General features: G+C 34.6%; 8 protein-coding genes. 4 read left to right on the plus strand and 4 right to left on the minus strand.

The features are described 5' to 3' along the window. The first annotated feature begins 17 nt into the window (after window positions 1-17). Window positions 18-1,187: an aspartate aminotransferase family protein gene (locus AAGE00_RS00285; RefSeq protein WP_052264687.1), complete on the plus strand. Its 1,170-nt coding sequence runs from the start codon at window positions 18-20 to the stop codon at window positions 1,185-1,187. Here AAGE00_RS00285 and AAGE00_RS00290 read toward each other — a convergent pair. Further along, window positions 1,184-4,834, minus strand: coding sequence for a DEAD/DEAH box helicase (locus AAGE00_RS00290; RefSeq protein WP_341815264.1), 3,651 nt, complete (start codon window positions 4,832-4,834; stop codon window positions 1,184-1,186). The two genes, AAGE00_RS00285 and AAGE00_RS00290, sit on opposite strands and share 4 nt — an antisense overlap. Before the next feature lie 97 nt (window positions 4,835-4,931). Here AAGE00_RS00290 and rimM point away from each other — a divergent pair, with 97 nt between their 5' ends. From rimM to AAGE00_RS00305, 3 genes are read left to right on the plus strand one after another with little or no spacing between them, the layout of a single operon-like run. Next, on the plus strand, window positions 4,932-5,432 hold the full coding sequence (gene rimM, locus AAGE00_RS00295; RefSeq protein ID WP_006014540.1) for a ribosome maturation factor RimM: 501 nt from the start codon (window positions 4,932-4,934) through the stop codon (window positions 5,430-5,432). A gap of 59 nt (window positions 5,433-5,491) precedes the next feature. Beyond that, complete coding sequence (gene efp / locus AAGE00_RS00300) at window positions 5,492-6,058, plus strand: elongation factor P (RefSeq protein WP_213863820.1); 567 nt, start codon at window positions 5,492-5,494, stop codon at window positions 6,056-6,058. Then, a complete protein-coding gene (locus AAGE00_RS00305; protein WP_213863819.1) occupies window positions 6,059-6,751 on the plus strand; it encodes an inositol monophosphatase family protein in 693 nt (230 codons plus the stop codon). Window positions 6,752-7,031: 280 nt separating this feature from the next. Here AAGE00_RS00305 and hemA read toward each other — a convergent pair whose 3' ends face one another. The 3 genes from hemA to AAGE00_RS00320 form a co-directional block, all read right to left on the minus strand. Continuing rightward, window positions 7,032-8,228: a 5-aminolevulinate synthase gene (gene hemA, locus AAGE00_RS00310; RefSeq protein ID WP_007302191.1), complete on the minus strand. Its 1,197-nt coding sequence runs from the start codon at window positions 8,226-8,228 to the stop codon at window positions 7,032-7,034. Window positions 8,229-8,292: 64 nt separating this feature from the next. Next, the gene (locus tag AAGE00_RS00315) at window positions 8,293-10,125 is read right to left on the minus strand and encodes an ankyrin repeat domain-containing protein (protein WP_250147202.1); all 1,833 of its coding nucleotides are present in this window, start codon (window positions 10,123-10,125) and stop codon (window positions 8,293-8,295) included. Between the two features lie 150 nt (window positions 10,126-10,275). Further along, window positions 10,276-13,452, minus strand: a complete 3,177-nt coding sequence (locus AAGE00_RS00320; protein WP_341815265.1) for an ankyrin repeat domain-containing protein — start codon at window positions 13,450-13,452, stop codon at window positions 10,276-10,278. Window positions 13,453-13,482: the final 30 nt, after the last annotated feature.

Genomic DNA, 13,482 nt, shown 5'->3' on the forward strand with positions numbered 1-13,482 from the left:
TAGCATATCATACTTTTATGACAATTTCTCCTATCTTGCCAGTTTATTCTCCTATTAACATAAATTTTTCTTATGGCAAAGGTATTTACTTGTATGATATCGATAATAAGCGCTATATAGATTTTCACTCTGGAATAGCTGTTAGCAGTTTAGGTCATGCCAACCCACGATTAACTGATGTCCTAAAATTACAAGGAGAAAAACTATGGCATATATCAAATACCTATAATATATCTACTGCCAACAAATTTGCAGAAAATTTAATAAACAACAGCTTTGCTAATACTGTATTTTTTGCAAATTCTGGATCAGAAGCAGTGGAATGTGGACTTAAAATCGCTAGGGCCTATCAAAATGGAAAAGGTAATAAAAATCGCTATAGAATTCTAACATTTCATGGTGCATTTCATGGAAGGACATTTTTAACTTGTGCAACAAACGATAGACAGAAATTTTCTGAATTACTGAATCCTTATATTGACTGGTGTGATAACATAGAGCCCAATATTGAGAGTGTAAAGAAAGCAATTTCTAATGGCATAGGTGTTATATTAATAGAACCAATACAGGGACAAGGTGGTATTAAAGTAATGAGTGAAGTCTTCATGAAAGAGCTAAGAGAACTATGTAACGAAAACGACATACTGCTATTTTTTGATTGCGTTCAGTGCGGTGCTGGCAGGACAGGAAAGTTATTTGCATCTGAACACATAGGAATTAAGCCTGACATATGTGCTCTTGCAAAAGGAATAGGAGGAGGTTTCCCTCTGGGGGCTTGTCTTGCAACTGAAAAGGTTGCTAAGTACATGGCGGTCGGTATGCATGGTTCTACTTTTGGTGGTAATCCACTTGCAACTTCAGTAGGTAATGCTGTATTGGATGAATTGCTCGGCCCTGGCTTCTTAGAAAATGTTGAAGTTAGAGGTAAGTCTTTAAAAAACAAACTAGAGGACTTAGCAAGCAAGTTTCCAATGATAGAAGAAGTGAGAGGAAAAGGGTTGATGCTAGGAATAAAAGTAAAAATGAATAACCAAAAATTTGCAGAAGAGCTAAGTCACCGTGGTTTACTCACTGTTGGAGTAACATCAGATAACGTTGTAAGAATCTTGCCTCCACTCATTATCACTGAAAAAGAGATTGATGAAGGCATTGAAATCCTCACTCAGTATTTATCTGAAAAGTTCTAGTTAAAAACTAAACCTTCCTGCTCACTAGTTGTTGGCTGTATCAAAATTGCAGATAAAGCAGTAGATACAACTTTATCAGCTACTTCATTTGTACACTTTGCCTTTTCCTGTTCTCTTATCAGTGTAAGCTCATTTATATCACTTAGTGAGTCAAATTTTGTTATATCCTCAAATATAAACGATTGCACGATGTCTTTCGGAATATTGAGAAAAGCCGAGTTACCAAGCGATAATGTCATATCTAACAAACTTTTCATTGAGCCGTTTCTCAAAACACATTTAGACAGTTCTCCTAAAAGAATTGGCACTCCAAAAATAAAAAATGCTCCTCTCACTAAATAGGTCGTTATTTCATATAACAATGCACCACACAAGAGTGCCAGTGGTCCAAATACTATAAAACCGCAAAGTAAAGGCAATTGCATGGTCTGACCTGATGATATTCTACCTATAAGCTCCATTGAAATTATAAACCCAATAAGTAACATAGCTCTACCTAGATATGTCCTTTCTTTAGAGCGTTTGTTAAAGTTTTTCTCACGTAACTTAGAAAAATCATTATTGACTCTTACGTCAAAAATATTATGGCCATTTTTTAATTTGAGCTCCAAGTTCTCTATTCCATGACGCCACTTATGGCACCTTACAACTTCATTAATTACCATACTAATTCGATCATTGATCTTGCATAATTTGCTTTCTTGATATAAATCTCCTTGATAATACTTTTCTCTAAATTTCACACAGTCTAATTTCTTTAAATCAGATAAAAAATCTTTAATTTCTTGTGCCATTTTATCAGTATCACCTCTGTAGCCTACAGCTTTCAAAATTGCTGCTAAGTGTTCATTTTCAATTTGAGCAATTGTTCTATCTAATGCACGTATATATTGCTTGGATTGAAAATATGAGATGATTTTTTCTTTACATCTATCCTCATTGCCTTCGTACAAACTATTTCTTTTGAAACTGCTGTCATGTTCTTTGGCAATTTCTAATGCATGAACCAATACATTTTGCGCCTTCACACTACTTTCACAGTGACAGTTTCTGATTATGTGTACATACGCTCTTGCACTGGTATCTCCAGATTTATCTATATTGTACGCTTTAGCCAAAAAGACTAAATAGTCAAACCCTGCCCAAAGATAATACATTACCTTTGTTATAGCACTCCCCACAGAAAATAAAGCTGAGCGTGTGCAAGATAATTTACCGTTGTTTTTAATTCTGTTCTCATATGAACGAAGGTATGCCTCTGTACTTTTTAAAATCCTATGTAAATCTTGTTCTGTCTTTTTGACATCAAAATCATTTATATCATGAACTTTTTCATACGTTTCTTTTATCAAATCACTAGAAAACTTCTTCAGAGCTGAATCATCAATATTTCCTAATGCATCAATATTTTTACTAATATAGATTTCTATTTTTCTTCCAAGTTCTTCTCCCATTCTATTTTTTAGCAACTTATTGTATTTATTAGTAGCTGGAAACAAAACTTTCTGACAAAATTTCTGTGGTTCCTTTTTAAAATTTGCTAAGATCTTATTCACAAATAGCTCAACTTCTTCACCTGCAGCAGCGAAAAACCATGATTGTCTGCTCTCATTACGCTCTCTATTTCTTCCAAGATTCTGTAGGGCTTCAGATGGATTATTGAACTGACTAACCGAATCTGCAAATATTGATGCAACATGATTATATTCACTATCAAATCCACGACCTTTCGATCCATCTATAACCGTTGTCAACGCATATTTAGCCAATGAATCAAAATCTCTTTTTTCATAATCACAATAAATAGTTCGATATTTACCTATTTGATTACGTATTTTCGCTGAAAAGGGTCTATTTTCTCCAATACCAAGATCATTTTTCCCAATTCCTGCAAAGATACATTTATTTTGTTTGCAGAAATCAATGAGACTATGTAGTATACCTTCCTCTCTTTCCATGAGGTCATGGAGCTCTTTGCTTAAGCGCCAATTATCAACTATTAAGCTGCATTGCTCATTATCACTTTTACTCAGTGCTTCAATTACTGTCTTTATTTGCAGTAAGAGCTCATCTCTAGCAAATTGCTCACTAAAGCCTTTTCTCTCTAGGTAGCTTATAATATTGTTATCATTAGTGGTGCTAACATTCTTTTTAACATCTTCTATCAATTCACTCAAACCTTCTCTTCTTTTTTTATCTAAAGTAATATTATCACACTTCATTAAATATGAGAGAGTAAGATCGATCATTGAATGCATTACTCTATATTTTAGATATTCAGCAGTACTACTGAAATCCACCTTTTCTTTTAATTCAGATATCTGCTCTTCTGTCAGACTAGGATGTTGCTTTTTAACGCAGCTTATAAAGTTCGCTTCGCGTAACTTGAGCCTATAGTCTTGATAAGAAATCCCTTCAGGCTGAAATTTATTATACACTTCATAACGTGTACTACCTTCATATACTAAATTATCTCTACCCTGCAACGCAAAGTTAAGATTAACTATACTATTTACATCATCAGCTAAAAGCAGAGCACTTTCTCCAATTGGGCTTTGCACATTCCATCTTATAGAAGTTAATAAATCATCGGTATCAACAAGCTTATTGTAATTAAAAACTTCTTCGCTCTCTTCAACATATTCATAAGCTGGGCTCGATTTTTCTCTAGTAAATAAGCTACGCACGTTAGCAAGAAATCTAGAAAGCAGTTCTTTTGACTCTACACCAGTTGCTTTAGTTAGTACCCACCAAATTGGCAACATTACTATACCAAATATAAACATAGAAATTGTATAATATAAGTTTCCAATCAAAGCAGAATACAGCCAATAATCTGAAGTTAGACCAATTACAGCAGCAACATTACTATTTATAACAGGAAATAATGTAATCATAGGTATTATAGTAACAGCAATATTCACTACAAATGCTAGAGTGAAATTTGTTCTCCTATTGGTTTTTGCAATAACACTTGCTGTTTCGATGGCGTTTGCAATACAACGTCTACTCAATCTTGTCGGGCTGATAACTTTTCCGCATCTATTTAAAATCCTTCTCTTTGGTGTTGCAGTGAGGTAAGTCGTAGGATATTTCTCATCAAGCTTGCACATGTTCTCAAAATCCTGCTGCTTATTAATACTGTCTGCTTCATCAACACTAATCCACAACTTGGTATTTTGGTCTTTTAATTTCCGATCATTTTCTTGCTGTAATAGCAGGTCATGTGTTATTACAATTATTGTAGGTTCAGTTTCCTGCAGTGCATTTTTAATTTCCTCAGCAGTTTTGGGTGTCCTAATGTTTACAGTAAATGCACTACTCATCATTTTTTTAGCTTGGTTTACTAGATCACTGTTTGGTACTGCAACCAGATGATGAAACCCTGCTTGGGCTAGTACATGGCTCCACATTCCAATATCGTAAGTCTTGCCAAACCCAGTTTCTGCATCGATCAGAACATTACAGTTAGTAGTAGAAGGGTTGCGTAAATGTTCTAATGCCTCTTCAACAACAGGTTTACGACGTGCTACTATTATAGATTCCTTTGTATCATCAAGTTTTATAGATTCACCTTTTAGCTTGCAGTTGATTTTTTCTAAGCTACTTATAATACTTTGCTTTTCTTGATTGCTGATAGAACTCACACATTACCCGCTATAATTATTACAATATTAATTGTATGTTAATTCAGTAAATTGTCAATTCTATGGACAAAAAGCTGATTTCAACTATCATATTAATATGAATATATGCCTCGGAATAATTACTTCTCCTCATGGAATCAAAGGAGCTGTCAAAATAAAAACCTTTACTGAAAAGCCCGAAAATATTTTCCTATATGGTGAACTAATAATCGGAAGTGAAAATTATAAAATAAGCTTGGTGTCTGTTGTCAGTAATAATTTAGTAATAGCAACAATTAGCGGTGTGAATTCCCGTAATGAAGCAGAGCTTTTAAGAAATAAAAAGTTATATATAGAAAGAGATAAGCTACCACAGTTAAATGATGAGGATGAATTTTACCAAGATGATCTTGTGAATATGGAAGTAAGACTAGAGAGTAATGAATTATATGGCTATGTGAAGTCTGTGAATAATTTCGGCTCGGGGGATATATTAGAAATTTTGGTTATCAGCACAAAAAAAAACATTATGTTATCTTTTACTAAAGAAGTATTTCCATACATCAACATGAAGGAAAGGTATATAGTAATCAACATGCCAGAATTCATTGGCCAATAAAAATTTTGATATTTGTATAAAGTTATTTATAATAATCAGACCAAATTAAAAGTGTAATTATGGCAGAAAGGGCTAATGATATCAGGCCAGGTCAGATACTAGAACATAACGGTGGATTGTTTTCGGTTATAAGTATTATGCATACTCAACCTGGTAAGGGTGGTGCATATATACAAGCTGAAATGAAAAATATCCAAACAGGAGCAAAGTACTATGAGAGGTTTCGCTCTGATGCAACAATCAGAAGGGCAATTTTAGATGAAGAGGAATATGTTTATCTCTTTACTGAAGGGAATATCGTAAATCTTATGCATCCAAGTAATTACGAGCAGATTGTTATAAATTTAGACTTATTAGGAGAAAAGAAGTCTTATTTGCAAGATAATATGAAAATTAAAGTAGTAACTTATCAAGATAAAATAATTTCTGCACATGTGCCTGATCACGTTACACTAACTGTAAAAGAAACAGAGTCTGTTATCAAAGGGCAGACTGTTACTGCTTCTTATAAGCCTGCAATTTTGGAAAACGGAATACGCGTTAACGTGCCTCAATTTATAAAAGAAGGTGATAAAATTGTAGTACATACTCCTGATAACAGCTATTACGAAAGAGTGAAAGAGTAAATGGCAATTTCATCACCACGAATCAATGTGATGCTTGATTCTGTACGCAGTGCCTCCAAGCAGCTTATACGTGATTTTAATGAATTGCAAATTTCAAGCGTTAAGTCAGCAGACTTTATCAATAAAACTTATTCAAAATCCAAGCAACTTATATACGATTGCTTGAAAAACTACAACCAGAACTATGACTTTATTTTTGAAGACGATTTAGGCCAAGATCTAAAAGAAGGCAGTTATACTTGGTTTATTATGCCTATAGAAGGCAAGGAAAACCTTTTTAGTTGTATGGTTTATTTTGCAGTATCAGTTTGTCTCATTCATAAAAACAGAGTTGTAGCAGCTGTGATTGATGCTCCAGCCCTTAGAGAAACTTTCTGGGCAGAGGAAAAGAAAGGAGCTTTTCTTGAAGATTTCAAATCTCGCCATGTAAAAATGCGGATGAAAGCTCGTGAAGGGGGAATAATAGACATAAGTGGTAATTTGTTAAATAAATTACCACTTGACAATAATAATCTGCGCTCCCTTGGCTCAACGGTACTAGGTTTTGCATATCTTGCTGCCGGAAGATACAATGGAATAATTTACTCTGGAATTAATAAATATAAAACTTCACTCGGTAGGCTTTTTTTGCAAGAAAGCGGTGGGAGATTAAAGGAAGATAACGCGCTTGTCATTGCTGGAGATATAAACTAAAGTTCATTCAAAAGAGCAAAAGTCACGTAGTGAAAATAATAAATGGTCTTACCTACCCCTCATTGCAGCAGGGTGGCAAAATAAGATAGACGAGAAAAGACAACTATAGGAACAAATAGTCAGTGTGTGACAATGGCATCTAGTCCTTTTGCACAAAAAATGTTGTAAAGTAACTTAGTTGGATCCCAGTGTTAGCTACTTTCATGACAAGAAATAAAGCACTGATTTTGTACATTAACCATGCTTTTAAATAGATACCTTATTCTTGGCAACTTTAAACTCAACAACAGACACAAACAGATAATTTCTCAAAAACTTTTACAAGAGATTTTGTTAAATGCTCTATCATTTCATTTGTATGGTAAGGCGTAGGAGTAATACGGAAGCGCTCAGTCCCCTTTGAAACTGTTGGGTAATTTATATGTTGTACATATATTCCATACTCATCAAATAACAATTTTGATGCTTTTTTGGACAACTCAGGATCGCCAATTATGATTGGAATTATATGAGTTTCTGTTTGCATAAAATTCACTCCTGCATTTCTCAGTGAGTCTTTTACTTTCTCAACCACCTGCTTCTGCTTTTCTCTTTCAATGTTGCTTGATTTTAGATGCTCAACGCTTGCCTTTGCTGCTGCTGCTAAAACGGGCGACATAGCAGTAGTAAAAATAAATCCTGGGGCTGAACTTCTTATTACATCCACCAAGCTCTTTGAAGACGCTATATATCCACCCATCACTCCAAAAGCCTTTGATAATGTACCCTGAATAACAGTTATTCTATCCATCAAACCTTCTCTTTCTGCAATTCCGCCACCGCGCGGTCCATACATGCCAACTGCGTGTACCTCATCCAAATAGGTAATTGCATTATACTGATCTGCTAGATCACATATCGCTTCAAGCGGTGCTACATCACCATCCATTGAGTATACAGATTCAAGTGCTATTATTTTCGGCGTTTTTATATCTATAGACTTTAGCAACTGCTCTAAGTGATCAACATCATTATGCCTAAATATGTGCTTCGGTCTTTTTCCTGATTTTATACCTTCTATCATTGAAGAATGGTTTTTCTCATCTGAAAAAATTACCACGCCCGGAATAACAGACGATAAAGTACTAAGTGTAGTTTGGTTGGCAAGATAGCCACAAGCAAAAGTTAAAGCAGCTTCTTTTTGATGCAAGTCAGCCAAAGATTTCTCGAGCTCAACAACTTCCTTTGTTGTACCTGATATATTTCTTGTTCCTCCAGCACCAACAGATGAATTTTGAATAGCAGCAATGACACTATCGTTTTGTGACATTCCCAGATAATTATTACTGCACCAGACAATAACCTCTCTATTTCTTTCATAATCCATAATATAGGGAAGTTTGCCAGGTAATGACGCAAAATGCGTAAATTCACGATAGCGCCCTTCTTCTTTTATATCTTTGATTTTATTTAAGAATATTTTTTCGTAGTCTACCAAGTTTTTATCTATTAACAATCAATATAATTATAATAAATCATTAAATGATAGACTACTATATTTATTACTTAGACTGACATTCTTCTGTCTGCATAACCTTTGTGACCTGATTATCCTCAACTAAGCTTTTAGGCCTATAGCAGTACGTAATTGTAGCTGCAATAAGACAACAAACTGCAACTGCTATTCCTATTGCTAACATTTCCAAGTAAACTGCAACAGCTGCTCCTAAGGCAATAACAGTTATTGCAAGCGCAGAAGCAGCTACGACATACTTTTTTGTGTTTTGTGGATCATTCTTTGAATTGCTTGGTACGGTTGCTGAATAGCCTAAAGATGACATAAATTCCAAAAATCCCTTATTTCCTCGTTTTTTTGCCATATCTAAAGAGCTTCCTTTCAAAAGAGTATCTGATGGTTTATTAATAATTGGATCGTTTTCTAAATACGGGCTTGTACCATTGTCTATTATCAATTTTGCAGATTTTTTATGCTCTTCATTTATTTCTCGATTATAAGCTATAACATGCAACGCAGTACCAATACTGTTGCTTTGCATATTAACATACTTTTCTTTATCTTTTGCTGCACTTATTAAGATGGCAACTACATCAGAATGACCATTATCAGCAGCTAAGTGCAATGCAGTTTCACCATTATGATGTTGTAAATAAAGATCTGCCTTTTTTTTTAAAAGCAATTCCACCATTGCTGAATTACCTTCTGCAGAAGCATACATCAAAGGAGTAAGATTATATCGTTCTTTAGCATCAACTGTTGCGCCACGATCTATTAGCAATTCCGCAACATCTAAATGTCCATCGTACGCTGCTTCATGTAAAGGAGTTACTCTGCTGCCTGTACTGCTCACTGAGTTAACATTTGCACCGCTATCGAGTAAAAGCTTCACAAAATCTTTATGACCATTTCTAGCAGCTAAATGAAGTGCAGTGTCACCACCTACTTTTGTTTTTGATTTAATCTCAATATTTGTACCACATTCTAGTAAATGCCTGCCAAGCTCAACATTACCTTTTTGTGCTGCAACGTGTAAACGAATAAATCCATCATTATCATAATCTGTGAAACGTTCATTAATATCGTCTAGTAAACTTTCCCTACCAGCTTTTAATTCCTCAGGAATGATAAGTGTTACTTTACCATTTTCATACTCTACTTCACCATTATGAAATTTAAGTGTGAACTCTAAAATAGCATCAACCCTGCATATTTCCCTATTTGTATCAAGTTTCCTGACAGGCATACTTGGACAATACTGAACATTGAGAGAACCTTGGCTATTATATACAATACTTATCTTTCTATCATTGGCATGAGGCAAGATTAGTTTATGCTTAGAGAATATAGGAGAGAGCTGCATTAACAAAGAGCCATCATACCCAGCTTGATTGCAACTAGTAATTAACTCTTCCAGTATATAGTCATTTGGAACCTCTGCTTTAGCATGTTTAAAAATTTCCGTAAAAACATACTTTGCAAACAGACGTTTATCATCTCCCTCATTATATTTATCATATAACCCTTTGATGAAACTATTATCTATAGTGCGATCATTGATTACAAAAAAATCCGTTCTATATAGGTCTTGATAAGCTGTGTTACCAGACTTTACATCTTCATTATTCTCATCTGCCTTTACTTGACCCAGCAGAGATTGTGTTAGCTGAAATTCTAACGTAGTTACTGCACTAGATTTAGTATCAGAATTATTAACGCCAGATTCCTCTTGACTTTCATTACCTGAATCCTCAGAACGACGGCGCTCTTTTTCCTCTCGTTCTAAAATTTCAAACCCTTCTTCAGTGCCCGAATCCCTAGAATCTGATTTCTTTAAAATTTTGTTTGATTCCTGTGATACAAAATCTGAACCTAACATGTTTTTCCTCACTAATTAGTAGCTAAGCTAAGTGTAGCATTAAATGGCAATTTTGTCAACTTAGCAAGCATCTCTTCGTAATCTACCAAGTTTTTATCTATTAACAATCAATATAATTATAATAAATTATTAAATGATAGACTACTATATTTAGTATACAGACCTTTCCTTGAACACAATCTCTGCAGGCTCACCATTCTCAATTAAGCTTTTAGGTCTACAGCAGTATGTAACTGTAGCTGCAATAAGACAACAAGCTGCAACTGCTATTCCTACCGCTAACATTTCCAAGTAAACTGCAACAGCCACCCCTGAAACAATAACGGCTATCGCAAGCGCAGAAGCAGCTACAACATACTTCTTTGTATTTTGTGGATTTTTTTTGAGGCCACTTTTGCTGCTTTGCTCATTAATTCTTGGCAATTCTGTTTTTGGCTGTCCATTTCCGTTAGCAACTTGTTCTACATGCTCAGTAGGTTGATTAACGTTAATATCATTATTAACATCTTCAATTTCAATCGAAAGAAATTCATCTTCATCATCACTTGTTAATTCTACTCTTAAAGTACAAGGAACAGAATTACTAGAAACAGTACCATTAGCTGTTGCTTCAGCTTCCACTGTGTCAATTACAGATATTCTTGTTTCATGACCTTCTTCACTAATTTTTTCAAATGGAGAATTACTATTAGAGTCTGAGGAAGTTCCGGCAGAGCAATCACTTTTATTACCTTCAAGTTTAGAAAAATCATCCTCCTCAGAACTCAGTGATGGTGAGCTTTCTTTAGACTCTACCAAAGGAGCTTCTTGGCTACTTGCAGCAGCTTCTACATTGTTGTCTACTGGTAATGTAGCAGCAGTGTGCTTGAGCTCATTTTCAAGAAATAGTATTATTTGTTCAAGAGCCTCTTTTTGCTCACCCTCTTCCAAATTTGTAATTTTGTCATTTGCTTGGTCCAAGAGCTTCTGTACAGTAGGTTCATATGTGCTGACTTCTAATTTCTTTAATAAATGTATCAAACGAGTAAGATTGATTCTATCGACAGCATTAGACAATTTTTCTCCTATAATTTTTTCATTTCCAGGCATTTTACCCTCCTCACAATTATTACCTATAGCTTCTTCTATTGAAGCCTCTTCATTATTCATAATATTCTCTACTTTATCAACAATGTTTCTTTGCGGCTGTTGATTATCAATATTTTTGGATTCTGGATCTTTTTTAATATTTAAATGCAAAGGTGTTTTATCATCTAAACCTTCAAGAAATTTTGTGATTTTTGATTCACTAGAAGATTTTTCCCTGTTTTCTTCCCTTACCAAATATAAACTTTTCGTTCCTACCAGATCTAAAGCTGTTTTGCCATCTCTATCTTGAATGTTCCAATCAGCTCCCTTGTTTACAAGTAATTTTACTATTTCAAATTTATCATGGTAAGCAGCCCAATGTAAAGCTGTTCTGCCATGCCTCTCATCTTGAATATCAATCTCAGCGCCATTTCCAATAAGCAAGCCCATTAATTCTAAATTATTACGTGCCACAGCCCAATGCAAAGGTGCATGCCCTGAATTGTCTATACTATTAATATCAGCAATTTTATGATTAATAATAGTCTTTGCTACATCTATAAAATCTTGTTGTATAGCATAGTGCAAAAATTTTTCTGACATATCAGAAACTCTAGACCTGGCTTCAGTATCTTTAAATTTATCTAATACCGCTTTCACGCATTCTTGATTACGAATAGACAACGCCCTTCGAAGTTTTTCACATATGCTATGCCAAGGTAGAATAGTACTTCGATTTTTTTCCAAATCTTCTAATAAAAGCTTAGTATAGCGCTGTCCACCAACACCAATAAGTAGCCTATCGAGACCTTCATCTTGCGTAAATAATATACTTTTATGCGTTTCTGCATACCTTTCCACAAGTGTGTCATCAGCTGCAATGGCTAGTAGTGAAAGCTCTTTTACTGAATAATTATAATAACCATTTGTTTCATCATAGCTATTATTCAACAGCACATTGTGCATATGATCAGTCAAATTAAGCTGTTGAGAGCAAAAATCCTTCAAATTACCACAATTTAAATCAGTAATAAATCTATCGCTTTCCTCTATATTATTTATAGTTTTATCTAAATCTGCATAATCACCATAATTTTTTGCTTTATTTATAACGTCTATTAATCCATCAAAGGTTAAATTTTTAGGGGTAATGGTAAATTCTTCTTCATTATGCCTTGGTTCTATATTAACCTGATCTTGAGGCCAAAATAACTCTGTTGCTACAACTGCTGTAACTTCTGCAACACCTACCAATACATTCGCAACATTACCTAAAATGCCTGGATCAGTAACTACTTTGTTTGCTACTTCACTACTATCAGATGAACTCTCAGTAATAGACAAGTCTTCAGCAGCAAATGACTTAGGTCCTTCATTCATATTTTTCTCAAGAGTCTCTGTAATTCTATTATCCTCATCTTCGAAATGCCTATTTATTTCATCTAACAAACTTTTGCCATCAACTTTGTAATTCTCTAATTGTTCAGGAATAGCAAGTGTTACTTTGCCGTTTTCATACTCTACCTTACTATCTCGAAACTTAAGGGTGAACTCTAAAATAGCATCAACCCTGCATATTTCCTTATTTGTATCAAGTTCTCTAACAGGCATACTTGGACAATACTGAATATTGAGAGAACCTTGGCTATTATATACAATACTTATCTTTCTATCGTTGGCATGAGGCAAGCTTAGTTTATGCTTAGAGAATATAGGAGAGAGCTGCATTAACAAAGAGCCATCATACCCAGCCTGATTGCAATTAGTAATTAACTCTTCTAATATATTGTCATTTGGAGTTTCTGCCTTAGCATATTTAAACATTTCTGTGAAAACTTGCTTAGCAAACAGGCGGTAATTTGCATTTTCACTCGAAATTAAGTGATTGTGCTGGCAATATAACTCGTGAACATACGCTTTGCTTATTGTTTGCCCATTAATTACAAAATCCATTCTTTCCAAATCAAGTTGTGCTTGCTTGCCAGAATTTGCATTCCTATTATTCTCACCTGCCTTTACTTGACTTAGCAAAGATTGTGTTAGCTGAAATTCCAATTCAATTGCTCTGTTAGTATTTTGTCCTTCTTCAACCTCTGAACAATTGCCTGAATCTCCAGAATGACGATGCTCCTTAATTTCTTCTTGTTCTAAAACTTCAAATTCTTCTTCAGCACCTGAATCTCTGGAATGGCGACGCTCCCTTTCTTCTGCAGTATCTACTGCTGGCGGCATGAGCCCACCAAGTAAATTCCACCCCATGTTTTACCCCCTAATTATTAGCTAAACTAA

The sequence above is a fragment of the Wolbachia endosymbiont (group B) of Aricia artaxerxes genome (assembly GCF_964026975.1).
Classification (GTDB): Bacteria; Pseudomonadota; Alphaproteobacteria; order Rickettsiales; family Anaplasmataceae; genus Wolbachia.